At 46.7% G+C, this 26,177-nt stretch carries 23 protein-coding genes and 1 tRNA gene; 4 read left to right on the forward strand and 20 right to left on the reverse strand.

The features are described from left to right. Positions 1-15: 15 nt before the first annotated feature. The 6 genes from clpX to ispD form a co-directional block, all read right to left on the reverse strand. Positions 16-1,377, reverse strand: a complete 1,362-nt coding sequence (gene clpX, locus AOC06_RS04595; RefSeq protein ID WP_215378993.1) for an ATP-dependent Clp protease ATP-binding subunit ClpX — start codon at positions 1,375-1,377, stop codon at positions 16-18. 14 nt (positions 1,378-1,391) lie between these two features. After that, the gene (gene clpP, locus AOC06_RS04600) at positions 1,392-2,021 is read right to left on the reverse strand and encodes an ATP-dependent Clp endopeptidase proteolytic subunit ClpP (protein WP_112204018.1); all 630 of its coding nucleotides are present in this window, start codon (positions 2,019-2,021) and stop codon (positions 1,392-1,394) included. 27 nt (positions 2,022-2,048) lie between these two features. After that, the gene (gene tig / locus AOC06_RS04605; protein WP_215378995.1) at positions 2,049-3,386 is read right to left on the reverse strand and encodes a trigger factor; all 1,338 of its coding nucleotides are present in this window, start codon (positions 3,384-3,386) and stop codon (positions 2,049-2,051) included. A gap of 55 nt (positions 3,387-3,441) precedes the next feature. Then, positions 3,442-3,528 (reverse strand) — tRNA-Leu (locus AOC06_RS04610). A gap of 110 nt (positions 3,529-3,638) precedes the next feature. Then, positions 3,639-4,130 carry a 2-C-methyl-D-erythritol 2,4-cyclodiphosphate synthase gene (gene ispF / locus AOC06_RS04615; RefSeq protein WP_215381812.1) on the reverse strand — a complete coding sequence of 164 codons (492 nt, stop codon included), beginning with the start codon at positions 4,128-4,130 and terminating at the stop codon, positions 3,639-3,641. 41 nt (positions 4,131-4,171) lie between these two features. Further along, the gene (gene ispD, locus AOC06_RS04620) at positions 4,172-4,933 is read right to left on the reverse strand and encodes a 2-C-methyl-D-erythritol 4-phosphate cytidylyltransferase (protein ID WP_215378998.1); all 762 of its coding nucleotides are present in this window, start codon (positions 4,931-4,933) and stop codon (positions 4,172-4,174) included. A gap of 23 nt (positions 4,934-4,956) precedes the next feature. On the opposite strand from ispD, the gene mfd reads away from it, so the two are divergent. After that, positions 4,957-8,493, forward strand: coding sequence for a transcription-repair coupling factor (mfd, locus tag AOC06_RS04625; RefSeq protein ID WP_215379001.1), 3,537 nt, complete (start codon positions 4,957-4,959; stop codon positions 8,491-8,493). A 7-nt stretch (positions 8,494-8,500) separates the two neighbouring features. Next, entirely contained in the window at positions 8,501-9,400 is a 900-nt protein-coding gene (gene serB, locus AOC06_RS04630; RefSeq protein WP_255879872.1) for a phosphoserine phosphatase SerB, read from the forward strand. Here serB and AOC06_RS04635 read toward each other — a convergent pair whose 3' ends face one another. The 7 genes from AOC06_RS04635 to AOC06_RS04665 all read right to left on the reverse strand — a co-directional run bounded on the left by AOC06_RS04635 (position 9,401) and on the right by AOC06_RS04665 (position 16,937). After that, positions 9,401-10,585 (reverse strand): acetyl-CoA C-acyltransferase family protein, encoded by a 1,185-nt coding sequence (locus AOC06_RS04635; protein ID WP_215379004.1) that lies wholly within the window; start codon positions 10,583-10,585, stop codon positions 9,401-9,403. It lies immediately after the preceding gene. A gap of 68 nt (positions 10,586-10,653) precedes the next feature. Next, positions 10,654-12,012 (reverse strand): 30S ribosomal protein S12 methylthiotransferase RimO, encoded by a 1,359-nt coding sequence (gene rimO / locus AOC06_RS04640; RefSeq protein WP_215379007.1) that lies wholly within the window; start codon positions 12,010-12,012, stop codon positions 10,654-10,656. Position 12,013: 1 nt separating this feature from the next. After that, complete coding sequence (phaR, locus tag AOC06_RS04645) at positions 12,014-12,571, reverse strand: polyhydroxyalkanoate synthesis repressor PhaR (protein ID WP_215335651.1); 558 nt, start codon at positions 12,569-12,571, stop codon at positions 12,014-12,016. A gap of 95 nt (positions 12,572-12,666) precedes the next feature. Continuing rightward, entirely contained in the window at positions 12,667-13,407 is a 741-nt protein-coding gene (locus tag AOC06_RS04650) for a 3-ketoacyl-ACP reductase (RefSeq protein ID WP_215379010.1), read from the reverse strand. Positions 13,408-13,425: 18 nt separating this feature from the next. Continuing rightward, complete coding sequence (phaC, locus tag AOC06_RS04655) at positions 13,426-15,045, reverse strand: class I poly(R)-hydroxyalkanoic acid synthase (RefSeq protein ID WP_255879874.1); 1,620 nt, start codon at positions 15,043-15,045, stop codon at positions 13,426-13,428. Between the two features lie 99 nt (positions 15,046-15,144). After that, entirely contained in the window at positions 15,145-15,903 is a 759-nt protein-coding gene (gene pgeF / locus AOC06_RS04660) for a peptidoglycan editing factor PgeF (RefSeq protein WP_215379015.1), read from the reverse strand. After that, positions 15,903-16,937 carry an RluA family pseudouridine synthase gene (locus AOC06_RS04665; RefSeq protein ID WP_255879875.1) on the reverse strand — a complete coding sequence of 345 codons (1,035 nt, stop codon included), beginning with the start codon at positions 16,935-16,937 and terminating at the stop codon, positions 15,903-15,905. Before AOC06_RS04665 ends, pgeF begins: the two co-directional genes overlap by 1 nt. Before the next feature lie 20 nt (positions 16,938-16,957). On the opposite strand from AOC06_RS04665, the gene AOC06_RS04670 reads away from it, so the two are divergent. Further along, positions 16,958-17,860: an outer membrane protein assembly factor BamD gene (locus AOC06_RS04670; RefSeq protein WP_215379018.1), complete on the forward strand. Its 903-nt coding sequence runs from the start codon at positions 16,958-16,960 to the stop codon at positions 17,858-17,860. On the opposite strand, the gene alr is transcribed toward AOC06_RS04670, so the two are convergent. Then, a complete protein-coding gene (gene alr, locus AOC06_RS04675) occupies positions 17,853-18,953 on the reverse strand; it encodes an alanine racemase (RefSeq protein WP_215379021.1) in 1,101 nt (366 codons plus the stop codon). The genes AOC06_RS04670 and alr overlap by 8 nt on opposite strands. Positions 18,954-19,027: 74 nt before the next feature. Here alr and lplT point away from each other — a divergent pair, with 74 nt between their 5' ends. Next, positions 19,028-20,347, forward strand: coding sequence for a lysophospholipid transporter LplT (gene lplT / locus AOC06_RS04680; RefSeq protein WP_215379022.1), 1,320 nt, complete (start codon positions 19,028-19,030; stop codon positions 20,345-20,347). A 16-nt stretch (positions 20,348-20,363) separates the two neighbouring features. Here the strand turns inward: lplT and AOC06_RS04685 are convergent, their stop codons facing one another. From AOC06_RS04685 to AOC06_RS04710, 6 genes are read right to left on the reverse strand one after another with little or no spacing between them, the layout of a single operon-like run. Beyond that, positions 20,364-20,873: a DNA polymerase III subunit psi gene (locus AOC06_RS04685; RefSeq protein WP_215379024.1), complete on the reverse strand. Its 510-nt coding sequence runs from the start codon at positions 20,871-20,873 to the stop codon at positions 20,364-20,366. Next, a complete protein-coding gene (gene rimI / locus AOC06_RS04690; protein ID WP_215379026.1) occupies positions 20,870-21,382 on the reverse strand; it encodes a ribosomal protein S18-alanine N-acetyltransferase in 513 nt (170 codons plus the stop codon). Before rimI ends, AOC06_RS04685 begins: the two co-directional genes overlap by 4 nt. Beyond that, a complete protein-coding gene (gene tsaB / locus AOC06_RS04695) occupies positions 21,382-22,092 on the reverse strand; it encodes a tRNA (adenosine(37)-N6)-threonylcarbamoyltransferase complex dimerization subunit type 1 TsaB (RefSeq protein WP_255879876.1) in 711 nt (236 codons plus the stop codon). The genes rimI and tsaB overlap by 1 nt, the downstream gene beginning before the upstream one ends. 21 nt (positions 22,093-22,113) lie before the next feature. Beyond that, positions 22,114-22,578, reverse strand: coding sequence for a VOC family protein (locus AOC06_RS04700; protein ID WP_215379028.1), 465 nt, complete (start codon positions 22,576-22,578; stop codon positions 22,114-22,116). Positions 22,579-22,587: 9 nt separating this feature from the next. Continuing rightward, the gene (gene accC / locus AOC06_RS04705; protein WP_215381820.1) at positions 22,588-24,612 is read right to left on the reverse strand and encodes an acetyl-CoA carboxylase biotin carboxylase subunit; all 2,025 of its coding nucleotides are present in this window, start codon (positions 24,610-24,612) and stop codon (positions 22,588-22,590) included. 23 nt (positions 24,613-24,635) lie between these two features. After that, positions 24,636-26,168 carry an acyl-CoA carboxylase subunit beta gene (locus tag AOC06_RS04710; protein WP_215379030.1) on the reverse strand — a complete coding sequence of 511 codons (1,533 nt, stop codon included), beginning with the start codon at positions 26,166-26,168 and terminating at the stop codon, positions 24,636-24,638. Between the last annotated feature and the right edge of the window lie 9 nt (positions 26,169-26,177).

Below are 26,177 nucleotides of genomic sequence, written 5' to 3' on the forward strand. Positions count from 1 at the left end.
AAAAAGACGAAAAAATTAGGCTTTTTTACTTAAATCAGATTGTTCAGCAGTCTGTTTATAGACAAGAAGGGGTTTACCACCCTCTTGAATGCTACTTTCGTCGATCACCACCTTTTGAACATTCTTCAAAGAAGGCAGGTCATACATCACGTCCATTAATGAGCCTTCGAGAATCGATCTAAGACCGCGAGCACCAGTCTTGCGGGCGATGGCCTTCTTGGCAATAGCTGATAGCGCCGCAGGTCTGACCTCTAGTTCAGAGCCTTCCATAGTAAGCAAGGCTTGATATTGTTTAACCAATGCATTTTTGGGTTCGGTCAGAATCTGGATCAATGCTGCTTCATCCAATTGCGACAGAGTAGCCACCACAGGCAAACGACCAATTAACTCAGGGATTAGGCCGAATTTAATCAAGTCCTCAGGCTCAACTTCAACCAATAAATCGGTAATACCGCGATCATCTTTGCCAGGAACGCTGGCATTGAAGCCAATGCCAGTTTTGGCAGTGCGTTGTTGGATCACTTTTTCTAAGCCATCAAATGCACCACCACAAATGAACAAAATATTGGTAGTGTCGACCTGGAGAAAATCTTGATTAGGATGCTTGCGGCCACCTTGAGGGGGAACCGATGCCATCGTACCCTCAACCAATTTCAACAGAGCCTGTTGCACACCCTCGCCTGAAACATCACGAGTAATGGATGGGTTATCTGATTTACGAGAGATCTTGTCGATCTCATCAATATAAACAATGCCGCGTTGCGCCTTTTCTACGTTGTAGTCGCAGGCTTGCAACAGCTTTTGAATAATGTTTTCTACATCCTCACCCACATAGCCCGCTTCAGTCAAAGTAGTCGCATCAGCCATCACGAATGGCACATCCAACATACGAGCCAAAGTTTGCGCAAGCAAAGTCTTACCCGAACCCGTAGGACCGATTAGCAAAATATTACTTTTGGCTAACTCGACGCCATCCACGATGGCTTTACCTGGTTTTGGCGTTTCTTTTTTATCAGTTGCCTCGACGGGTTTGCCATCTTTATCCAGCTTGGGGGTCTTGGGTTTAGGTAAATACTGCAAACGTTTGTAGTGGTTATAAACCGCTACAGCCAAAGTTTTCTTGGCGTGATTTTGACCAATCACATACTGATCTAAATTCTCGCGTATCTCATGGGGTGTTGGTAAAGCTGCTTCGCCATCATCTTTAGGAGGTTTGGCAATCTCTTCTTGAATAATGTCAGTGCAAAGATCAATGCATTCATCGCAGATGAAAACAGATGGACCAGCAATCAGCTTCTTGACTTCGTGCTGGCTTTTGCCGCAAAAAGAGCAATACAGGAGTTTTTCTGAATCGCCGTTGGTTTTTTTATCAGTCAAAATCGTAACCTGGCTTAAGGACGCTTTTCAATGACTTTATCAATCAGGCCATAATCTTTTGCCTGCTCTGCAGACATGAAATTATCGCGGTCGGTATCTTTTGCAATCGTTTCAATCGACTGACCTGTGCGGTCCGCAAGAATTTGATTCAAACGTTCACGCAGATACAGAATCTCACGCGCTTGAATTTCGATATCTGAGGCTTGGCCACGAGCGCCACCCAAAGGCTGATGAATCATGACCCGTGAGTTTGGTAAGGCATAACGCTTGCCTTTCTCACCAGCACACAACAGGAATGCACCCATGCTTGCAGCCATCCCCATGCACAAGGTACTGACATGTGGCTTAATAAATTGCATCGTGTCATAAATTGCTAGGCCAGCAGAAACGGAGCCGCCAGGTGAGTTGATGTAAAGAGAAATCTCTTTGTCTGGATTCTCGCTCTCCAAAAAGAGTAATTGCGCGATCACTAAGTTGGCAGTTTGATCATTCACTTCACCAACCAAGAATACAACTCGCTCACGTAATAGGCGTGAATAGATGTCATACGCGCGCTCACCACGGCCAGAAGTCTCGATCACCATCGGCACTAAACCTAAACCCTGGGGTTCGATATGTTCAGAATGCATTTGATTTTGACTCATGATGATGACCTTAGACAATTGGTGTAATTAGTTCAGTTTACTCAGTTCTTCAAAGCTCACTGGCTTTTCGCTTACCTTGGCAACAGAGGTGAAGTGTTTGATCACGTTATTCTCTAAAACCAAGTTTTCAATTTCTTTTAAACGAGCAGGATTGCTGTAGAACCAACGTACCACCTCTTTAGGATCTTCATAGGTCGCAGCCTGCTCTTCAATTTCAGCCTTAATTTGATCGGCAGTAGCACTCAGATTCTGCTGCTTAACCAGATCACTCAAAATCAGGCCTAAGCGAACGCGTTTAAGAGCCTGTTCTGCAAACATTTCGACAGGGATTGGCGCATCCTTAGCATTAGGAATACCGCGCTGCATTAGGTCTTGTCTAGCAGACTCTACTAAGCGCTCTTGCTCTGAAGCCACTAAAGATTTGGGCACATCCAATTCGCACAGTGTGTTGAGCTTATCCATCACTTCATTTTTGAGCAAGGAAGTAATACGACGATTGACTTCACGATCGAGGTTTTCTTTGACTTCAGCACGCATCTTTTCAACGCCGCCTTCTGTTACACCCAAAGATAAAGCAAAGGCCTCATCTATCGGTGGAAGATGAGGCCAATTGACTGACTTAACAGTGATTGTGAAGTCGGCGGTTTTGCCTGCAACATCTTTACCATGGTAATCAGCTGGAAATACTAATGGGAAAGTTTTGCTCTCACCCGCTTTAAGGCCTAAGGTTGCAGCCTCAAATTCGGGGAGCATTCTGCCCTCACCTAAAACAAATTCAAAGTTTTCTGCTTTACCACCAGCAAATTCAACACCGTCGATCTTGCCGACAAAATCAATGATGACTTGGTCACCAGATTGAGCTGAGGTGTTAGCGCCACCATCACCATGGGCACTTGTAGTGCCACGTGGGTGATAATGGACTTGTTGCTTGCGTAAAACATCCAAAGCACGATCAATCTCAGCATCGCCAATGGCAGTGGTGTATTTGCTGACTTCAACCTTACTGATATCGCCGATTTTGACTTCAGGCAACACTTCGAAGTAAGCATCAAAGACAATCTGGTCTGCATCAAGTTCGCTCTTGGGCTCTAAGCGTGGCTGTCCTGCTAATTTGACCCCCTCTTTTTGGCTCAACTCAAAAAAGAGCTCAGAGGCTTTATCAAACTGGATCTCAAAGTCCACTTGCATGCCATATTGTTTTTCAACAATATTTTTAGGTACTTTGCCGGGACGAAAACCAGCCATCTTCATCGTTTTGCCTAGCTTGGCTAAACGCTCATCGCGTGCTTTAGCTAAATCTGCACGGGGGAACTCTAAGGTCATTTTTCGGTCTAACTGACCTAAATTTTCTATTTGCAAAGCCATTCTCGTCTCATCAATGAATTACAGGATATGAAGTCCAAGCCAAGTAACAAACTTGTGGTGCGAGGAGGGGGACTCGAACCCCCACACCATTTCTGGCGTCAGGACCTAAACCTGGTGCGTCTACCAATTTCGCCATCCTCGCGAACTCTGTTGAGCGCTACCGAGCTTAGACTTCACTCTAAAGACCCTAATTCTACAATGCTCAGCCTATTCGAGCCCTACAGAGGAGGTTTAAAGCTTGAAAGAGGCAATTTATGAGGGCTTGTAGAGCAAGGTAACTGCATGAACAGCGATACCCTCGCCTCTCCCCAAATGACCAAGAGCTTCATTCGTCTTGGCTTTTAGGTTGATGTGGCTGGGTGTTACAGCCAGATCAGCCGCAATATGCTCAATCATCTCTGGTAAAAAATCTGCCAATTTAGGCTTTTGACAAATAACCGTTGCATCCACATTGCCGACTTGAAAACCGGCGGCCTGCACTTTTTGTAAAGCAGCGCGCAATAAGATCCGGCTATCCATCCCCTTAAATTGAGGATCAGTATCTGGAAACAGCTGGCCAATATCGTTTAGCCCTGCCGCTCCAAGTAAAGCATCAGTGATAGCATGGAGCAAAGCGTCTGCATCAGAGTGTCCGAGTAAGCCCTTTTCATAAGGGATATGCACACCTCCCAAAATGAGCTTGCGATCCGCCACTAAGGCATGAACATCGTAACCTTGTCCAATTCGAAATGGTGGCGGATTCATGTGATTACTCATATTGATCTCAATGTAAGGTTAGAGAATCGTTATTGATTAGGTGAAGCGCTCAATACACTTTGCATCAGGTCCCAATCGGCTGGATGAGTCACCTTGAAGTTACGAGTGGCTCCCTCAATTAATAATGGCTTCTCACCCTGCAGCTCCATTGCGCTGGCTTCATCGGTCACATCAGCTTCGTTACGAATAGCATCCTCAAGCGCGTCGAAGAGTTTTTTTACACCAAACATTTGTGGAGTTTGCGCTTGCCATAAATGATTGCGGGAGACTGTTGCTTCTGCTCGAGTGAACTGATTTGCTACAACCGAACTTAAATCGGCTCGTTTCAGGGTATCAGCAACAGGCAGCGCTAATAGCCCGCCGCAATGATTTTCAACTACCGCAGAAATGAGCTTTTGAATTAAAGCCGGCGTAATGCCTGGTCTTGCTGCATCATGAACCAATACCCAATCATCCTCAGAAATTCCACCTTGGATCATCGCCGCGAGAGTGTTCTTGACAGTTTCTTGTCGAGTGGTACCTCCGGTAGGCAAAAAAGCCAGTGACTTGGTGTTTTGTTTGAGTTCACTCAAGATTGGGTTGTGCGCAAAATGCGGATTGATACCAACCCAAATGGAGTGAATCTCAGGCGTATTTTGAAACGCCTCAATAGCATAGGCCAACATCGGCTTACCCGCTAGGTTTTGGAATTGCTTGGGCAAGTCGCCACCAAGACGGGAACCACTTCCAGCAGTGGGAAGTAAGGCATGGCATTGGCGACCATTTAATGGAATCGGGCTGGCTTTAGGCATACCTGATTCTATAATGAGCCTAGATGTCTGATGCAGTAAAACCAACACCCCCTATCCCCGCCCCGCGGGTTGGGCAGCGCTTTACCTTTTCAGGCCTGGTTGGCTCCTCTGATGCGGCTTTAATTGCCCAAGCAGCCCAACAAAATCGTGGCAAATTTTCAGTGATGGTGATTTTTTGTGCTCTGGCACAAGAAGCTCAGCGCCTCTTAGAAGAAATCCCTGCCTTTGCACCTCAACTCAAGACGCGCTTATTGCCGGATTGGGAAATTCTTCCCTACGATCATTTCTCGCCACATCAAGACTTGGTTTCAGAGAGGTTAGCGACCTTATATGAATTCCTGAATGCGAGCTGCGACATTGTTTTGGTACCCGTAACTACTGCATTACAAAGGATGGGGCCACCCAGTTTCTTGTCAGGTCACACCTTCTTCTTTAGACAAGGCGACCAACTCAATGAAGCAGCGCTGAAATTACAACTGCAGCAGGCAGGCTATGACCCAGTCAGCGCAGTAATGCGACCCGGTGAATACAGTATTCGTGGTGGTCTGATTGATTTATTCCCAATGGGCTCTAGCCTGCCCTATCGCTTAGATCTTTTTGGCGATGAAATTGAGCAGATACGCTCTTTTGATCCCGATACCCAACGCAGCCTATTTCCCGTCAAAGAAATCCGATTACTACCTGGACACGAATTTCCATTTGACGATCACTCGAGAACAGCGGCACGTGGGCGATGGCGAGAGGTCTTTGAGGGCGACCCCACCAGGTGCTCAATTTATAAAGATATCAACCTTGGGATCCCCAGCGCGGGTATTGAATCCTATTTACCCATCTTTTTTGATGAGACTGCCACCATCTTTGACTACTTCCCTCGTTCGGGAGATCCAGTTTGGTTAGTCAATATTGGCGATATTGAATCCAGCATTCGCAGTTTCTGGAAAGATACCCAGCAACGTTATGACTTTCTAAAGCATGATTTAGAGCGACCTATCCTGCCACCTAAAGAGTTATTTCTCGATGTAGATCAATTTTTTAGTAATGAGAAAGACAATGCAAGGCTGGTTTTAGAGCGAGATCCAAATGAGGCACTGGTCTTTTTACCGACCCCTGATGTTGCGATTCATCGACGTGATGCAGATCCCGTCAGTCGCTTGCGCAATCTAGTTGAGCATGGTCAATCAAGAGTATTAATTTGTACTGATAGTGCCGGCCGGAAAGAGTCGATTCGTCAACTTCTAGAAGAGAGTAATTTCATAGTTGATGGCGCAAGCACTGCCGTCTATCAGTTAAAGCCTGATAGCGTTGAAACCATTCCAGAATTCTTACAAGGCGCATCGAACTTTGGCTTGGTTAGCAGTCCTTTGTATGGTGGCTTTGCCTGGCCACAAGAGCAGGTCATCCTCATTACCGAGGCCGAGCTATTTACCACTACCGCTCGCCAAAGACGCAGAAGTAAAGGCAATGAAAACGCTGATCCAGATATGTTGTTTAAGGATCTATCGGAACTCAAGATTGGCGACCCCGTAGTTCATGCAGAGCATGGGATTGGACGATACCAAGGCTTAGTCCTTCTCAATCTCGCGCCACCAAAACAAGAACCCATATTCGAAGAGTTTTTGCATTTGGTTTACGCCAATGAGACGACCTTGTATGTGCCTGTTCAGCAATTGCAGCTAGTGACGCGTTACGCCGGCTCTGATCCTGATACGGCCCCATTACATCAGCTTGGGTCTGGGCTATGGGATAAGGCCAAACGCAAAGCAGCTAAGCAAATCCGGGATACCGCAGCAGAGCTTTTAGGGCTTTATGCTGCTAGAGCGATTCGCAAAGGTCATGCTTTTGAATATTCTCATCATGATTACGCTGCATTTGCTGAGAGCTTTGGTTTTGAGGAAACGCCTGACCAGGCTAGCGCAATTAATGCCGTCATTGGTGACATGACAAGCGGCACGCCAATGGATCGACTCGTCTGTGGCGATGTTGGCTTTGGTAAGACTGAGGTCGCCTTACGAGCCAGCTTCATTGCAGTAATGGGTGGCAAGCAGGTAGCGATCTTAGCGCCAACCACCCTACTGGCTGAGCAGCACGTTAGTACTTGGAAAGATCGCTTCGCTGATTGGCCAGTCCGCATTGTTGAACTGTCACGTTTTAAAAGTACCAAGGAAATTAATGCTGCTCTGGAAGCGATTGCCAAAGGTGAGGCGGACATTATTATCGGCACGCATAAATTACTTTCTAAGGAAAGCCAGTTTGCCAATTTAGGTTTGGTGATTGTGGATGAGGAGCACCGCTTTGGTGTTCGTCAAAAGGATGCACTCAAAGCCTTGAGGGCCGAAGTCGATATCCTGACATTAACAGCCACCCCGATCCCTAGAACGCTAGGTATGGCCATGGAGGGCCTACGAGAGTTTTCGATTATCGCCACTGCACCACAAAAACGCTTAGCCATCAAAACATTTGTCCGGCGTGAAGGTGATGGAGTTATTCGAGAGGCAGTCTTACGTGAAATCAAACGTGGTGGTCAGGTCTATTTTTTACATAATGAAGTTGAGACGATTGAGAACCGTAAGCATGCATTACAAGAGCTTATCCCTGAAGCACGCATTGGGGTAGCTCATGGACAAATGCATGAACGTGATCTAGAAGCCGTCATGCGTGACTTTGTTACCCAACGTACCAATATTTTATTGTGCACCACCATTATTGAAACCGGGATCGATGTGCCGACTGCCAACACCATCATCATGCATCGGGCTGATAAGTTTGGCTTAGCGCAATTGCATCAGTTACGTGGTCGAGTCGGTCGCTCACATCACCAAGCCTATGCTTATTTAATGGTTCCAGATCCTGAAGCTTTGAGTAAACAAGCACAATTGCGCCTCAATGCTATTCAAGCAATGGAAGAATTAGGCTCCGGTTTCTATTTGGCGATGCATGACTTAGAAATTCGGGGTGCCGGCGAAGTCTTGGGTGATAAGCAATCTGGGGAAATTCATGAGATTGGCTTCCAGTTATATACCGAAATGCTCAATCGTGCCGTTAAATCTCTACGTAGTGGCAAAGAACCTGATCTCTTGTCACCATTGCAATCCATTACGGATGTGAATTTGGGTGTACCTGCCCTATTACCTCAAGACTACTGCCCGGATGTACACGAGCGCCTCTCCCTCTATAAACGGTTTGCTGCTACCAATGATTTTTCTGAGCTCATGGGTTTGCGTGAAGAATTGGTTGACCGCTTTGGTGATTTGCCAGATCAAGCCAAATCCTTTTACGAGACCCATCGCTTGCGCCTTGAAATGACAGGCTTTGGAATCAAGAAGATTGACGCCTCTGAAAATACTATCCAGATACAGTTCATTCCGAACCCGCCAATTGATCCACTGCGAATTATTCAACTCATACAGAGTTCGAAACATATTCAGCTGAACGGCCAAGATAAGCTTAAAGTTCTCCCTTTAAAGACGGGTGGCTTTGATCGTTTAGAGCAGCGTTTGGATCAAATTCGCCAAATCCTGAAGCGCTTAAATGAGGGCGCCGCTGTTGTGAACGCTTTATGATTTAACCATGACTGCTATTCCATCTACCACTCTAGTTGCGATCTCTAAAGAACCGATTAATCCGGCTTTAGATAGTGCTCTAAAGGATTTCTCCTCAAAGCAAGGCATGGAGATCACCAATTCGCATCCGAAGGAATCCAGCAGTCATTATTTTTCAGAGCGCTGGTCCGTGCCTTTCTTACATGAAATCCATCGCACCGTCCTGAGAAATATTGCCGCTGAACATGGCTCTGATTTAGCTTTTTTATCACCATTATTTGATCCAGCAAGCATACGGGTGCTGGCAATGGATATGGATTCCACACTCATCAATATTGAGTGTATTGATGAAATTGCAGACTTCGCAGGAAAAAAAGCGGATGTAGCCAAAATTACCGAAGCCACCATGCGCGGTGAAATCAAAGACTTTAAAGAAAGTCTGCGTAAACGCGTCGCTCTTTTAGAAGGCATCTCAGTCGATGTATTGACATCGGTTTATCAAGAACGCTTACGACCCAACCCAGGCGCAACCGAATTATTAGCTGCAGCTCATCAACGCGGTCTGCACACCCTCTTGGTCTCTGGCGGGTTTACTTTTTTTACAGATCAACTTCGCGAGCAACTGGGCTTTACCCAAACCCAATCTAATACTTTAGAAATCGTTAATAGCAAGCTGACTGGCAAAGTCCTCGGCAATATCGTCGACGCTGCTGCAAAGGCCTCTTATCTCGAGCAAGCATGTGCATCATTAGGCGTAAGCAAAGTTCAATCGATTGCAATGGGTGATGGTGCAAACGATTTACTCATGATGGATGGAGCTGGTTTGAGCGTAGCCTATCAAGCAAAACCGCTTGTTAAAGAAAAAGCCGACGCGGCTTTTGACCGAGTCGGCTTAGATGCCGCTTTGTTGCTATTGTCTTGGGTCTAATTAGATCCGCTCAAAAATAGTTGCAATGCCTTGGCCACCGCCGATACACATAGTTACCAGAGCGTACTTTCCATTTACACGTTGCAACTCATGCAAGGCTTTGGTTGCAATTGCAGCACCAGAGCAACCGATGGGGTGACCTAAGGCGATTGCACCACCATTCACATTGGTCTTGGCAGGATCTAGGCCCAACCCCTTAGTCACGGCTAAGGCTTGAGCAGCAAAAGCTTCATTGGATTCAATGACATCGATTTGATCTAACTTCAAGCCAGCTCTAGCCAATGCCAATTTAGATGCAGGAATTGGGCCTTCACCCATGATGTGATTAGGTACACCTGCTACTGCATAAGAAACCAATCTTGCGATGGGCTTATGACCTGCTTTCGCTGCGGCGTCGGCTGCTGCTAAAACAAAGAAGGCTGCACCATCATTAATTCCTGAGGCATTACCTGCGGTGACCGAGCCACCCTCTTTTTTGAAAACGGCCTTCATCTTTCCGAGCGTTTCCATGGTTGTTTCAGGTTTGCAATGCTCATCGGTATCAAACACAATATCGCCTTTGCGAGACTTGACGGTAATCGGTACGATTTGAGATTTGAAGCGCCCCTCTTTAATTGCCACTGCGGCTCGGCGATGAGATTCACAAGCGAGCGCATCTTGCTCTTCGCGGGTGAGCTGCCATTTCTCAACCAAATTCTCGGCTGTGACACCCATGTGACCAACGCCAAATGGGTCGGTTAATACGGCAACCATCAAATCAATCATTTTGCTATCACCCATACGCGCACCGCTTCGCATCGCAGGAGATCCATACATACCACGTGACATCACCTCAACACCGCCACCAATACCGTAATCACAATCATTGAGCATGATTGCTTGCGAGGTGCTCACAATCGCTTGTAAGCCTGAGCTACATAAACGATTTAAGGCCATCGCTACAGACTCCATCGGCAAGCCGGCCTGAATCGCTGCCACACGAGCAACGTAGGCATAACGGCTGTCGGTCGGAATGGTATTGCCAACGGTCACATAATTAATTAAAGCAGGATCCACTCCAGAGCGCGCAACAGCCTCTTTCATCACGATTCCGCCTAGTTCGGCGGGCTCAAAAGAGCTTAAGGAACCACCAAAGCTGCCAATGGCAGAACGAACTGCGCTTAAAACGACGACATCACGGCTCATATCAATTCCCTTCTCATACCTCGTTTGAGGCTTCATTAATCAGCAAAATCGTATTTTGATTGACTTAGTCAAGTCTCGGCTATTAGGTCATGCCCTTGGGCCTCAATTACCGTCGCACGGACAAATTCGCCAGCTCGATAACGCTTAGAAGGCTTGCTTGGGGGCAAAACCCTCACCAAACCATCAATTTCAGGGGCATCGCCAGCGGTTCGACCGATTCCGCCTGCTTCATCTACTCGGTCAATCAAGATCTGAATGCGTTTACCAAGCTTCTTTGTCAAACGGTGAATCGAGATTTCTTCGGCTTTTTCCATAAATCGGGCTTGCCGTTCATTGCGGATTGCCTCTGGCACGGGGTTGGCTAACTCATTAGCGGCGGCACCGGCCACTGGTGAATAGGCAAAACAGCCAGCGCGATCAATCTCGGCCTCATCCAGGAAATCCAGTAAATACTGAAACTCTTCCTCAGTTTCACCTGGAAAGCCAGCGATGAAGGTACTGCGAATAACCAAATCGGGACAAGCAGCACGCCATGCCTGAATGCGCTCGAGGTTTTTCTCACCACTAGCAGGTCGCTTCATGCGTTTCAGCACATCAGGATGAGCATGTTGCAAAGGAATATCTAAATAAGGCAAGACACCATAACCATGATCTGAAAACTCTGCCATCAAGGGCAGGATCTCATCAACATGAGGATATGGGTAAACGTAGTGCAGTCTGACCCAGGCTTGATGTTTACGAGCAATCGCATTCAAGGCATTCACTAAATCAAACAAGCGAGTTTTCACTGGCTTGCCGTCCCAAAAACCGGTGCGATATTGAATGTCGACACCATAGGCACTAGTGTCTTGAGAAACAACGAGTAATTCTTTTACACCTGACTCAAAGAGTCTTTCTGCTTCCAGTAATACCTCACCAATTGGTCGTGAAACTAAATCACCCCGCATGCTTGGAATAATGCAGAAGGTACAGCGATGATTGCAGCCTTCTGAGATTTTCAAGTACGCATAGTGCTTTGGAGTTAACTTGACCCCGATCGGTGGCAAGAGATCGGTAAAGGGATCATGTGGTTTAGGGAGATGTTGATGAATGGCCTGCATGACCTCATCAGTAGCGTGAGGGCCGGTTACTGCAAGAACCTTCGGATGAATACTCTGAATGAGATCTGAACCATCCGCATTCTTACGGGCGCCAAGACAGCCCGTGACAATCACTTTGCCGTTCTCAGCAAGGGCTTCACCAATCGCATTTAAGCTTTCTTCAACGGCAGAATCGATGAACCCGCAGGTATTGACCACGACTAAGTCAGCACCGGAATAATCCTTAGCCGTCTCGTACCCTTCAGCGCTTAATTGCGTGAGGATGAGTTCAGAATCAACTAAAGCCTTAGGGCAGCCTAAGGATACAAAGCCAACTTTTCCTGCCACGTTATTCTTTTTCTGCTGATTTGGTTTGGGGGGTAAAGGGGAAGTTGCCAAATAGGCCCTGCGATCCTTGCATTTGCTCTTGCATCTTCACGAACAAATCTTTACTTTGATCCATATAGGTACCCATCAGGTTCTGCATGAGCGGATTTTGCATACTCAGTAGCTGAGACCAAGCATCGGGAGCGTTAGAGCCCATTCCCTTGGATTGGTCACTGAGCTTGTTATGGATATCAACAAAAGACTGCATAGTCTTTTCGAGGTAATTACCCATGAGACCTTGCATGGAGTTTCCGTAAAAGCGGATGATTTGAGAAAGCGTTTGGCTTGAGAAAACAGGTGCACCACCCGCCTCCTCCTCCAGAATGATCTGTAGCAAAATATTGCGTGTCAGATCTTCCTCAGTTTTAGCATCCAGCACTTTGAAGACTGCATTGGCCATCACCAGACCTTTAATGTCACTTAAGGTGACGTAGGTGCTCGTTTGAGTATCGTAGAGGCGACGATTTGGATACTTCTTGATCAATCGCTCTTCACCAACTCGTTTTGCGCGGGTAGCCATAAATAGTCCTCAGTCTGCTTTGTCTTTACTGCAATGCAATAAAGGGGCTAGTGTAGCCCTAGTTTGGATCAGGGTAAAGAGCCAGGAACGACTGTTTAGCCAGTATGAATGCCGCCATTCAGCGAAAAGTCTGCGCCAGTTGCATACCCACTATCGCCAGAGGCAATCCAGCAACAAATAGAAGCGATTTCATCTGGGGTGCCCAAACGCTTCACTGGAATGCCAGCCACGATCTTTTCGAGTACATCTTCACGAATGGCCTTCACCATGTCTGTGCCCACATAGCCAGGGGAAACTGTATTGACGGTTACGCCTTTAGTGGCAACCTCTTGAGCCAAAGCCATCGTGAAACCATGCAAACCTGCTTTAGCAGTGGAATAGTTGCACTGTCCAAACTGACCCTTTTGTCCATTAACAGAAGAAATATTAATAATACGACCCCAGTTGTTGTCGCACATGCCATCGATCACTTGCTTGGTGACATTAAATAATGAATTGAGGTTGGTATCGATCACGGCCTTCCATGCATCAGGCGTCATCTTACGGAATACGCCATCTCGAGTAATGCCAGCGTTATTGATCAACACATCAACGCGACCGACTTCAGCCTTCACTTTATCGAAGGCTGCCACAGTACTATCCCAGTCAGATACGTTACCCTCAGACGCAATGAAGTCAAATCCTAAAGCCTTTTGCTCACCGAGCCATCGATCTTTGCGTGGCGAGTTCGGACCACAACCCGCAATCACTTTGAAACCATCCTTGGCCAGTCTTTGGCAAATAGCTGTTCCAATTCCACCCATACCACCTGTAACGTAGGCAATTTTTTGTGACATTGTGTTCTCCCGATTTTTTTATTTCTGTTCTGATATTTTTTCTTTTACATACTTCCCTGGTGCAGCAATTAATTTTGGGTAGCTTTTGTTGCCAAGTATTTTGGATGCCGCTTTTTTCTCACCACCAAATGGCGCCAACCAATTGATGTAATCGGGCCACCAACTACCGCGCTCATCTTTCGCAGCAGCAAACCAGGCATCGGCCGTTTTAACTAATTTCTCATTGACAAAATAATGACGCTTATTTTTACTTGGCGGATTAATCACACCAGCAATATGGCCAGAAGCGCCCAAGACAAAACGGTTTTTGCCCTTCAACAAATGAGTAGACTGATATGCCGACTTCCAAGGAACGATGTGGTCGTCGTGTGAAGCATAGATATATGCTGGACAATCAATCGTGCCTAAGTCCACCTTCTCTCCGCAAATAGTAAGTTTGTTAGGTTTAATTAGCTCATTCTGGAGGTAGGTGTGGCGAAGGTACCAGCAGTACATCGCACCAGGCAAATTGGTGGAATCTCCATTCCAGTAGAGCAAATCAAATGGCGGCGGGGATTTACCTTTTAGGTAATTTTCAACCACGTAATTCCAGACCAAATCGTTAGGACGTAAGAAGGAGAAAGTATTACCAAGCTCTAAGCCCGACATCATGCCAAAGTTACCTGACTGGCCCCCAATGGTGTTCTCGCGCAACTTGACACTACCCTCATCTACAAAGATATCCAGTATTCCAGTATCACTAAAGTCTAACAGCGTAGTGAGGAGCGTGAGGCTCGTGACCAATTTCTTTTTGCGAGCTGCAAGTACTGCCAAAGCAGAGGCAGTTAAGGTTCCACCCACACAAAAGCCTAAGACATTAATTTGCTCAGTGCCACTGATTGCTTTGGCAACTTCAATCGCTTGGATCACTCCTTCACCAACATAATCATCCCAGGTGACTTGACTCATTGCATCATCGGGATTTTTCCAGGACACCAAGAAAATCGTATGGCCCTGCTCCACCAAATAACGAACCATAGAATTATCGGGTTGCAAATCCAATATGTAGTACTTGTTAATACAAGGCGGAACCATCAGCAGAGGTCGCTCATAAACCGTTTCAGTCAGTGGCGAATACTGAATCAATTCAAATAAATTATTTCGAAATACAACAGCACCCTCAGTGGTTGCTAAATTCTTACCGATTTCAAAAGCGGTTTCATCGGTCTGTGAGACTTTCCCTTTTTTGAGATCGCTTATCAGGTTGCTAATACCATTCTGAATGGATTGCCCTTGTGAACTAATGATGTTCTCCAAGACCTCTGGATTTGTTGCAATGAAATTGGCAGGCGACATTGCATCAATCATTTGCTCAGTGGTGAACACAATACGATGCTTCGATTTATCGTCAGTCTCGACTGCATGAGCTAAAGCCAATAGATGTTTTGAGTTCAACAAATAACTAGCGGCAATTGTTTTACTCCAAGTGGAATGCCATGCTTGGCCTGAAAAGCGGCGATCCTTAATTTCGATTGCATCGGGATTGGTAGCTAGGTGCGATAACTCTTCAAAATATTGTTTTTGAATTTCAACCAAGCGCTCGGGCGGAATGAGGGCCATATGATGAGGGGCCAAGGCGGGTGAGGTAGTTTGATTCATTCCAGAAAGCATGGTGATCTCTTATTAATGAAAACATTCTCCTTCTATAAACACAGAAGGGTTATACGCACTAACCCTAGCACCGAGCAGATTTAGTGGTCAAGGCTCTATCCAGATTAGCGATGCAAAGCGTCCTGAAACGCCATCTCTACGGTGTGAAAAGAAGCGACTGGACTGGGCATAGGTGCACAAACCCCCACCATAGATATTCTGTATCCCAACCCTTTTAAGGGCCTGATGGGCTAGCAGATCCAGATTGGCTAAATACTTCCCAGGCTTTTGTGGGATTGGCTGAAAAGTTTGCGGGTTGATCTCAAAATCACGCTGGGCAAATGACTCAAGCACCTCTTTACCCACCTCAAAATGGTTTTGACCAATGGCCGGACCAAGCCAGGCCATCAATGCTGATGGGGTTAAGCCCGCTGCCTGCTCAACTAGAGCACTCACAGTATTTTCTAAAATGCCAGCACAAAGACCGCGCCAGCCTGCATGCGCTACCCCAATGTTCTGACCATCTGCACTACAAAAAAATACAGGCAGGCAGTCTGCAGTTAAAACGGCCAGCACCTCATTCGTTTGATTGGTCACTGCCGCATCTGCCTCTAGCAACATTGACTCCTTTACTCTAGATAAAGTCGTACTCACTAAAGTTCCATGAGTTTGCCGCATCCAAAGAGGTTCACTGGGCAAAACTGCTCTCAGCAATTGACGATTGAGTAATACTGCACTCGGATCATCCCCCACATGGTCACCTAAATTCAATGAATTGTATGAGCCCACACTATGGCCATTAGTTCGAAGAGTAACCGTGGTGTGCACTCTCTTGGGTGCTGGCCAATCAGCTGAAATGAGGTCCATTAATTGGCATTACCCATTGAGGAAATCGTGGCCGACTCAGAGGGCAAGTCTGTTTCGTTCAAGTGAAGCTGTGTCATCAATCCCATTAAATCGGCTGGAGGTAACTGAAACCAAGCCATTACTTGATGCGTTGCGGGATGCTCTAAGCCCAGAGCGAATGCGTGGAGAGCCTGTCTTTCAAGTCCGATGGCCTTAGCAATCCCTGGAATTTTTTTCCGATAGACAGGATCACCTATCAATGGAAAGCCTAAAGATTCTAGGTGCACTCTAATTTGATGTGTCCTCCCTGTCTCCAAGCGACACTCCAATAGTGAAATTGGGTGATCTTGAAAGTGGCCTTGGGCTAAACGACGAAATTGCGTAGCGGCTGGCTTGCCCTGGGAAACACCTGCAGCCATTTTGAGTCGATCTCGTTGATCGCGCCCCACTGATGCAAGCACCTTGCCTTGACTTGGTGTACTACCCCATACCCAGGCTAAATAGCGACGGTTTACAGCCCTCTCTTGAAGTTGGCGAACTAATGCCGTTTGCGCTTCTGCGGTTCGTGCTACCACCATCAGGCCGGAGGTATCTTTATCCAATCGATGCACAATCCCTGCCCTGGGTAAATACTTCAGCTCTGGGTAATGAAACAGTAAGGCATTGAGCAAGGTTCCACGCCAATTACCAGCAGCTGGATGAACCACTAAACCCACTGGTTTATTGATCACAATCATGCTTGAGTCTTCATAAACCACATCGAGAGAAATATTCTCTGGGGTAAAGGCAAACTGCTCGGGCATTTCTTGTGGAAAAACCTTAATGCTCTCACCACCACGTAGCATAAATCGAGCCTTAGTTACCTTACCATCCACCGTAACCGCCCCTGCCTCAACCCAGGACTTCAAGCGATTTCGAGAATATTCAGGCAATAAGGTCGCCAAAGCCTTATCCAGGCGTTCCCCACCACCCTCCATGGGGATTTCCAGGGCAATGAAATCCTCTTCGTCGATATAATCAGAGGGATTCGATTCAGGAGTTTCCGGCAATGCCACGCTTAAAAGGCCTTTTTGTTATGTCCGACGTAATTTCAGACGCCAGTTTAAGGCTTGCCGCTGCTATTCAGAAAATTGTTTCTATAAGACAGGGTCGTCGGGCGCTATCTCTTCTCCTCATTGTTAGCGGCACTTTATTGCTAGGCGCCTGCGCTGGTAGCGATGGTCAAAAGGATGATGCAGATATTTGGTCTGAGTCGCGTTTGTATTCTGAAGCTACCGACAAACTCAATGATGCCGATTATGCAAAATGTGGCAAATATTTTGACAAACTCGAGGCACGCTTTCCATTTGGGCCGTATTCACAACAAGCACAAATTAATGCAGCCTATTGCTACTGGAAAGCCCAAGAGCAAGCCCAAGCATTGGTAGCGATTGATCGATTTATTAAGCTTTATCAAGGCAGCCCTAATTTAGATTACGCCTATTACCTCAAAGGCTTAATTACCTTTAATGATGATTTGGGTTGGCTAGGTAAATTTACTGGTCAAGATCTGAGTGAGCGTGACCCAAAAGCAGCCAAAGAAGCCTTCGAGTCTTTCAAAACGGTTGTTGTCCGTTTTCCTGATAGTAAATATGCGCCCGACTCAATCGATCGGATGCGTTACATCGTCAATTCATTGGCGGATGCTGATGTGATTGTGGCTCGTTATTACTATCAACGAGGCGCTTACTTGGCTGCAGCCAATCGTGCACAACTCGTCATCCGAGACTACGATCGCGCACCCGCCGTTGAAGAGGCGCTCTATATTTTGATTAAGTCCTACAATAAATTGGATATGCCTGAGTTAAGTGCTGACGCTGAGCGTGTATTTAAATTGAACTTCCCTGACAGCCAGATGCTGATTACAGGTCAGCGCGTCAAAAAGGAAAAAAGATGGTGGCAAATCTGGGTTAAAGAGAGCGACGGTCAAATTAAATAATCTTGACCGGGACCCTGGGCGCAACTGCACAGATCAGCTCATAACCAATAGTGCCACTATGTTGCGCAAGAACATCCACAGGTACATGTGTACCCCAAAGCTCAACACTTGTACCTATTTGAGCATTTGCTGCGCCTCTTAAATCAATTGTGATCATATCCATCGATATTCGACCCACAATCGGGCAAATCATTCCGCCATTCATCATCGATGGATCAGTGACCCAAACTGGACTGCCTTCTTTGGCATGTCTTGGGTAACCATCAGCGTAACCACAGGCAACAATACCAATCCGCATTGGCTCACGTGCCTCATAAATTCCACCATAACCAACGCGATCGCCAATCGACAAATCTTGTATTGCAATAATTTCGCTTACTAGAGACATTACTGGCTTTAGGCCGCTGTGCTCTATGTCAGCGTTAATGCCCGAAGGTGAAACGCCATACAAAATTACACCCGGCCTGACCCAATCCCCTAAGGTATTGCGATGCCAAAGAATCGTGGCTGAATTACCGTAGGAGGTAGACCCTGGTAAGCCATCAATACCGAGATGAAAGGATTCCAATTGCTCATCTACTGTAGGGGAACGATCTAGTTGATCGGCATTCGCAAAGTGCGTCATGTGATGCATGTGATAGCCAGCAGCATGAAGACGATGAAAAGCAGTTCGATAGACATCAGGTTTAAAACCCAGACGGTTCATTCCGGTATTCATCTTCAAAAACACATTCATTCTCGTATGTGGCTGCGCTTCAAAACCCTCCAACCAAGTCACTTGATTTTCGCAATGAATCACCACATCACAAGTCAGCTCATGGGCAAGAATGAGCTCATTTTCATGAAAGAGACCCTCTAAAAGCAAAATTCTGCCCTGCCAGCCATGATTTCTGAGGAAACGGGCATCCTCTAAATCCAGAACGGCAAACCCATCGGTAGAGCCCAGGCCCTTGAGGGCAGCCTCTAGACCGTGGCCGTAGGCCCTGGCCTTAATCACGCACCAAATCTTAGACTCTGGAGCCAAGCCCCTTATTTTGGCCAAATTATGCTCAAATGCAGCAGTATCAATAGCAGCCAAAATAGGTCTGGTCATTAGGCTATTAGCCGAACTGCCCATGTAAAAAGCCCCTTTCGTGTTTTAATTGATGCAATGACTAGATTGTACGAATGAACCGTAGTTTTTACACCATTATGGCGGCGCAATTTTTTTCGTCGCTCGCCGACAATGCCTTGCTCATTGCAGCAATCGCTCTTCTGGTCCAGCTTCAAGCTCCGGCCTGGATGACCCCTTTACTGAAATTATTCTTTGTCTTGTCCTATGTATTGCTGGCCGCTTTTGTTGGCGCCTTCGCTGATTCGAGGCCCAAAGGCAATGTGATGTTCATTACCAACACCATTAAATTTGTTGGGTGCGTCTTTATGCTCTGTGGCGCACATCCACTGATCTCATATGCAATAGTAGGTTTGGGGGCGGCAGCCTACTCGCCAGCCAAATATGGAATATTGACTGAACTATTGCCACCAGAAAAACTTGTTGCGGCGAACGGCTGGATTGAAGGCTTAACCGTTAGCTCGATCATTTTGGGCACTGTTCTGGGCGGCATTCTGATTAGCAGCAATGTTTCCAGTTCACTTCTGAGCTTTGATATGCCCATGATTGATACCGGGATCGATACCCCTGCCGAATCAGCGATCTTGATCACTATGTTTATCTATCTGATTGCAGCACTGATTAATTTACGCATTCCTGATACGGGCGCACGTTACCTAGCGCAAAAGACCAATCCCATAGAGCTCATTAAAGATTTTGCCCACTGCTTTGTGACACTCTGGAATGACCGTTTAGGTCAAATTTCCCTAGCAGTGACAACACTCTTCTGGGGTGCAGGCGCCACCCTCCAATTCATCGTCATTAAGTGGGCAGAAGTATCTTTGCATATGAATTTATCGCAAGGCGCTATTTTGCAAGCCATCACTGCTGTAGGAGTCGCTGGCGGCGCAGTATGGGCTGCTTGGCGGGTACCTTTGCGTAAATCTCTAACAGTGTTGCCTTACGGCATCGCCATGGGTGTGGTGGTAAGTACCCTCGCCTTGTATAACTCTGACATGTTGCCCGATCTTGTCTTGGTCAATTTTTACTCCTTGAAGCTTCATCTGAATCTGTTGCCAGCGTATTTCTTGCTCATGCTAGTGGGTTGTTTAGCAGGATATTTTGTCGTTCCAATGAATGCGCTGCTTCAACATCGAGGTCATGTACTGATGTCGGCTGGACATTCAATTGCAGTCCAGAACTTCAATGAGAATATTTCAGTGCTATTGATGCTGGCAAGCTATTCACTACTGATTTGGCTTGATTTTCCAGTAAAGTACGTCATCATTGGCTTTGGTCTAGTGGTCTGCTTAATCATGTATTTGGTCATGCGCCGACATAAAGCAAACCAAGCTGAATATGACTCTCTGCATCTGATTGGTGAGCACAAGCACTAAATCAACAGCAATTTCCCTACAGGCTATGTAAAACAGATTTGGCTAGTAAAAGGTCTTGCCATAACAATCTTTTATCTTGCGGCCTGGCGATGAAATGTTCTAGGGTAAAAGAAGGAACCAAGGGAATCTCTTCAAGCCCCTCTCGATTTAACTCTAGGATGGTGTCTCGTAACTCTTCTAGAGGATCTCTTTCCCCAGTCATCGCTTGGACTGCTTGACCGCCAAAGGCAATTGAAATTACGGGTAAGGCTTCATCTGGTCTAGCCAGCTTCGCCTTATTAGCAGGCTCACACCAAAGCCATTCTTTGGAATCTAAACCCAAAACGCGAATGAGGTTCTGAAACAAAATCTCTGTATCACCCTTTGGTTTGATCCCAAAGAACCACCATATACCCCGCGGCTTGGCTTGAGAAGAAACAGGGGTAGGCTCCTCAATCTGAGAGGCTTGAGCAGAGTCTCTGGCAACCCATTCAGAAATACCCATCTCTTTTAAAAGGGCTGAGTTGGAATTGCTTATTGTATTCATTGCGCTAGATTAATCGATTTGGCCATCACCTGGGCATCTTCTCGTTGACCAGTGGCCTGATCGGCTGGATAGTAGGCTTTACGAACCCCAATAGTTTGATAGCCAAGACCCTCGTATAGGGTAATTGCCGGAATATTGGATGGCCTGACTTCCAGGATGATCCGAGGCATTAGGCGAGTAGCGGCAATGCCCTCAATGGTATTCATGATTCTTGCCGCTATACCAAGACGACGTAATTTAGGCGAGACGGTGATATTTAGGAGATGTAATTCATCCACTGCCGGGTAGAGAACACAATAAGCCCACAACACCTTAGGATCTAAATAGGTGCCCAGCTGGGCACCATCTGATTCAGGCCTGATGCAGTAAGCCCAATGACCAGCTGCTAATGAATCATTGAAATTACCCTTGGTCCAAGGATGTGCATGGGAGATTTGCTCGATAGACAAAACCTCATCTAGATCGTCGCTTTGCATTGGCAAAAAAGCCAACTCAACTGAGCTTGCCATTATTTGAGTTGGCCATGATGCAAACGCTCTTCGGTCGTAAAGGCAACTTTGTTGCGGACATAAAGAGGTTCTAATTGATCTACGGGTATTTGCATTCCTTGGTCCCACATTGCTTGGGCGCAGATGAGCACACCTAAGGCGTGCGCACCAATTTGATCTTGCTTGATGATGGCATTTGGTGTTAGCAAACGATCGCCATACTCTAAGATCGCACTCCCTATCACGATATCTGCCTCGCTTAGCTCAACCAACTCTGGTGCGCTAAGACGTGCATCAGAGATACGCTTAGGCCGCGCGTTCGACTGCAATTGATACTGAGCCCAGTAAACCTCATCCATTCGAGCATCAATCGCCACTACTAGATTGTTTGTCTGATTATTTGATGATCCGCTCTGATTCAATTGGGCTGCGATTGCATCCAAGCTCATTACCGGTATCACTGGCAGATTTGCACTGAGTGCTAGACCTTGTGTAACTGCAAGCCCTAATCGAACGCCTGTAAAGGCACCGGGCCCGATATCTACAGCAATCGCATCCAAATCTTGGAGCTCCAGATTCGCCTCTTGCAAAAGCACATCAATCCAAGGCAAGAGATGCTGGCTGGCGGCTGACGATAATTTTTCATGACGAAATAACGGCTGTTCAGACCCAAAGCTGAGGGCTACTGAACACCAAGAGGATGAAGTATCAATTGCAAGTAAACGCGACAAGCTAAGCCTATAAAAAAATATCTAAGGACTCAAGCTCTGAATGATCTCTGCCGGAGCCTGTACTAGCTCAATTAGAACACCTTCACCGCCATAGGGAAATTCTTCATTTCCTTTGGGGTGTATGAAGGTAATGTCGTGACCCGCAGCCCCCTTACGAATACCGCCCGGAGCAAATCGCATCCCTTGAGCACTGAGCCATTCAACCGCTTTAGGTAAATCATCGACCCAAAGACCGATATGGTTTAAGGGGGTTTGATGAACGGCAGGCTTTTTATCAATGTCATAGGGTTGCATTAAATCAACCTCTACCTGATGTACACCCATTCCGATTGCACAAATATCTTCGTCCACATTCTCCCGCTCCGAGACGAAAGTGCTGAGATATTCAAATCCAAGCAGCTCAATCCAGAGTTTTCGCAGGCGTTCTTTGCTTTCACCACCAATGGCGATCTGCTGAATCCCAAGAATACGAAAGGGCTTTGTCATTTTTACTCTTTACTCGAAACGGATAATCAGTTGATCTACTGCCAAGCTATCACCCTCTTTCGCGCAAATCTCAGCGATGATGCCGTCTTGAGCTGCGCTCAGGGTATTTTCCATCTTCATTGCTTCGATTGCTGCGAGCTTTTGCCCTGCAGTGACGCTCTCACCTGCTTTAACAAATATTTTTGTTAGCAGGCCCGGCATAGGAGATAAAACCAATTTAGAGGTATCGGGTGGAAGCTTGATAGGCATACGACGCTGCATTTCAGCGCCGAAGGAGCTCAGCACCATACAGTCATATTGGGCACCATCAAGGACGAGATGGTACTTCACACCACGACGCTCCACTTGGGCGGTGATCTTACTGGTGCCATTGATTCTGGCATGCAAAGTGATATCACCAGGACGCCAAGCACTCTCGATATCGTAGCGACTCAAGCCGTCGGCGGTATTGATATAAACAGAATAGACACCTTGTTTTAACTCAATGCGGGCTGGTAGCTCATATGGAGCTTCACTTGCACCGACCCGTTTACCAGTAACAATCACGAATTCTTTTGCAATGACCATCTCGTGCCCAGCTAACTGACCATCAATCAACTTGATGTGTTCAAGATAGCGGTAACGCATGAATGCTGCTAAAGCCGCCAATCTATTGGGGTCGGCGGGTTGAACAGAATCCTTTTTAAAGCCCTGCGGATACTCCTCTGCGATAAAACCAGTTGTGAAGTCACCAGAAACAAAGCGAGGATGTTGCAATAAAGCAGCCTGGAAAGGGACGTTTGAATGAATCCCCCGAATCACAAAGTTGTTCAGGGCATCACGCATCTTTTCGATTGCTGCTGCACGATCCTTGCCATGGACAATCAACTTTGCAATCATTGAGTCGTAATACATGGGGATCTCGCCTCCCTCATAGACACCTGTATCAACACGCACGCCATCTTGCTCTTCCGGTGGACGATATTTAACAAGACGGCCAGTAGAGGGCAAGAAGTTCCGGAATGGATCATCCGCATTGATACGGCATTCCATTGACCAGCCATTGAGTTTGATGTCATCTTGCTTAAATGCCAACTTTTCGCCAGCAGCAACCCGAATCATCTGCTCAACTAGATCTAAACCAGTGATTCCCTCAGTAACTGGATGCTCTACTTGCAAGCGCGTATTCATCTCAAGAAAGTAAAAAGACTTGTCTTTGCCAACCACAAACTCGACCGTACCAGCGGATTGGTAGTTCACGGCCTTAGCTAAAGCTACCGCTTGTTCGCCCATTGCTTTACGGGTTGCGGGATCAATAAATGGGGATGGTGCTTCTTCGATGACTTTTTGATGACGGCGCTGAATCGAGCAATCTCGCTCGCCTAAATAAACCGTATTACCGTACGCATCACCCAAAACTTGGATTTCAATATGGCGCGGGCCCTCAACAAATTTCTCGATAAAGATCCGATCATCACCAAAGCTATTCATCGCCTCAGTCTTGCATGCTGCAAATCCCTCAGCAGCTTCTTTATCATTGAATGCAACACGCAAACCTTTGCCACCACCACCAGCAGAGGCTTTGATCATGACTGGATACCCAATACCCTGGGCGATTTTTACAGCCTCTTCAGTCGTAGCGATTGCCTCGTTATGACCAGGAATGGTATTAACTTTAGCTTCGAGTGCTAATTTCTTGGAGGCAATCTTGTCTCCCATTGCTGCAATCGACTGATGCTTTGGCCCAATAAAGACAATGCCCTCTTCTTCACAACGCTTAGCAAACTGTTCGTTTTCGGATAAGAAGCCATAGCCTGGATGAACTGCCTCAGCGCCGGTATCCTTGCAAGCCTGAATAATGCGATCCATTACCAGATAGGATTCACGTGAAGGTGCTGGTCCAATCAACACAGCTTCATCCGCCAGCTGTATATGGCGAGCCTCTTTATCAGCCTCCGAATAAACGGCAACCGTTTTAATGCCCATCTTTTGAGCTGTCTTGATGACACGGCAAGCAATTTCGCCGCGATTGGCAATGAGAATTTTCTTAAACATCTTCGTAGTCATGATTGGCCGCCTTATAAAGGAATATTGCCGTGTTTACGGGCGGGGTTCTGTAATTCTTTATCTTTCAACATGGCTAAAGATCTCGCAATCCGTTTACGCGTCTCGTGAGGCAAGATCACATCGTCGATATAGCCACGGCGTCCTGCTACAAAAGGATTGGCAAACTTGGCTTTGTACTCTGCCTCTCTTGCTGCAATTTTGGCGGGGTCGGATTTTTCTTCACGGAAAATAATTTCTACCGCGCCTTTTGGACCCATCACTGCAATTTCTGCCGATGGCCATGCGAAATTGACATCGCCACGCAAGTGTTTTGATGCCATGACATCATAAGCACCGCCGTAAGCCTTGCGAGTAATTAAAGTTACCTTCGGGACTGTGCAATCAGCATACGCATACAGCAACTTAGCGCCATGCTTGATAATGCCGCCGTATTCTTGTGCAGTCCCTGGCATAAATCCTGGTACATCGACCAATGTCACGACAGGGATATTAAAAGCATCGCAAAAGCGGACAAACCTCGCTGCTTTGATGGAGGCTTTGATATCGAGACAACCTGCTAGCACTAAGGGCTGATTCGCAACAATGCCAACAGTCGAGCCTTCGATACGGGCAAAGCCAATGATGATGTTCTTGGCAAAATCAGGTTGCAGCTCAAAGAACTCGCTATCGTCAACCATCTTATGGATCAGTTCTTTGATGTCATAAGGCTGGTTCGGATTCGATGGCACCAAGGTATCTAATGAATAATCAGGCTCTTCATGCCGATTGGGGATCTTGACAACCGGAGGCTTCTCACGATTTGAGAGTGGTAAGTAGTTAAAGAAGCGTCTGAGCATCATGATTGCTTCAACATCATTCTCAAAAGCAAGATCACATACTCCAGATACTGTGGAATGCGTCATTGCACCACCTAGCTCTTCTGCAGTCACGTCCTCGTGCGTGACGGTCTTCACCACCTCAGGACCCGTTACAAACATATAAGAGCTATCTTTGACCATAAAGATAAAGTCAGTCAATGCGGGCGAATAGACTGCACCACCGGCAGACGGGCCCATGATTAAGGAAATTTGCGGAATGACGCCGGAAGCGGTGACATTGCGCTGAAAGATTTCTGCATAGCCGCCCAAAGAGGCAACACCCTCCTGAATTCGTGCACCACCAGAGTCATTCAAGCCAATTACTGGGGCGCCGACTTTCATGGCCTGATCCATGATCTTGCAGATCTTTTCTGCATGAGCCTCTGAAAGTGATCCTCCCAATACGGTAAAGTCTTGCGAGAAGACAAACACTAAGCGGCCATTAATCATGCCGTAACCCGTTACTACACCATCACCGGGTACAGTTTGTTCATCCATACCAAAATCATGGCAACGATGCTCAACAAACATATCCCACTCTTCAAAAGAGCCAGCGTCGAGCAGTAATTCAATACGTTCACGGGCGGTTAGTTTGCCTTTAGCGTGTTGAGCCTGAATTCGTTTTTGCCCTCCACCTAGTCGCGCTAATTCACGCTGATCTTCGAGCTGTTGGATGATTTCTTTCATAACATTTCC

It is taken from the genome of Polynucleobacter paludilacus, from assembly GCF_018687595.1.
GTDB classification, from domain to species: Bacteria; Pseudomonadota; Gammaproteobacteria; order Burkholderiales; family Burkholderiaceae; genus Polynucleobacter; species Polynucleobacter paludilacus.

Excerpts from the sequence above, each read along its gene's own strand:
- phaC (WP_255879874.1), bottom strand. The coding sequence starts at position 15,045 with ATGAATCAAACTACCTCACCCGCCTTGGCCCCTCATCATATGGCCCTC.
- accC (WP_215381820.1), bottom strand. The coding sequence starts at position 24,612 with ATGTTTAAGAAAATTCTCATTGCCAATCGCGGCGAAATTGCTTGCCGT.
- ispF (WP_215381812.1), bottom strand. The coding sequence starts at position 4,130 with ATGAATCCGCCACCATTTCGAATTGGACAAGGTTACGATGTTCATGCC.
- ispD (WP_215378998.1), bottom strand. The coding sequence starts at position 4,933 with ATGCCTAAAGCCAGCCCGATTCCATTAAATGGTCGCCAATGCCATGCC.
- clpP (WP_112204018.1), bottom strand. The coding sequence starts at position 2,021 with ATGAGTCAAAATCAAATGCATTCTGAACATATCGAACCCCAGGGTTTA.
- tig (WP_215378995.1), bottom strand. The coding sequence starts at position 3,386 with ATGGCTTTGCAAATAGAAAATTTAGGTCAGTTAGACCGAAAAATGACC.
- AOC06_RS04710 (WP_215379030.1), bottom strand. The coding sequence starts at position 26,168 with ATGAAAGAAATCATCCAACAGCTCGAAGATCAGCGTGAATTAGCGCGA.
- AOC06_RS04650 (WP_215379010.1), bottom strand. The coding sequence starts at position 13,407 with ATGTCACAAAAAATTGCCTACGTTACAGGTGGTATGGGTGGAATTGGA.
- AOC06_RS04700 (WP_215379028.1), bottom strand. The coding sequence starts at position 22,578 with ATGACAAAGCCCTTTCGTATTCTTGGGATTCAGCAGATCGCCATTGGT.
- lplT (WP_215379022.1), top strand. The coding sequence starts at position 19,028 with ATGAACCGTAGTTTTTACACCATTATGGCGGCGCAATTTTTTTCGTCG.
- mfd (WP_215379001.1), top strand. The coding sequence starts at position 4,957 with ATGTCTGATGCAGTAAAACCAACACCCCCTATCCCCGCCCCGCGGGTT.
- AOC06_RS04670 (WP_215379018.1), top strand. The coding sequence starts at position 16,958 with ATGTCCGACGTAATTTCAGACGCCAGTTTAAGGCTTGCCGCTGCTATT.
- serB (WP_255879872.1), top strand. The coding sequence starts at position 8,501 with ATGACTGCTATTCCATCTACCACTCTAGTTGCGATCTCTAAAGAACCG.
- AOC06_RS04685 (WP_215379024.1), bottom strand. The coding sequence starts at position 20,873 with ATGAATACAATAAGCAATTCCAACTCAGCCCTTTTAAAAGAGATGGGT.
- rimI (WP_215379026.1), bottom strand. The coding sequence starts at position 21,382 with ATGGCAAGCTCAGTTGAGTTGGCTTTTTTGCCAATGCAAAGCGACGAT.
- pgeF (WP_215379015.1), bottom strand. The coding sequence starts at position 15,903 with ATGGACCTCATTTCAGCTGATTGGCCAGCACCCAAGAGAGTGCACACC.
- alr (WP_215379021.1), bottom strand. The coding sequence starts at position 18,953 with ATGACCAGACCTATTTTGGCTGCTATTGATACTGCTGCATTTGAGCAT.
- phaR (WP_215335651.1), bottom strand. The coding sequence starts at position 12,571 with ATGGCTACCCGCGCAAAACGAGTTGGTGAAGAGCGATTGATCAAGAAG.
- AOC06_RS04635 (WP_215379004.1), bottom strand. The coding sequence starts at position 10,585 with ATGAGCCGTGATGTCGTCGTTTTAAGCGCAGTTCGTTCTGCCATTGGC.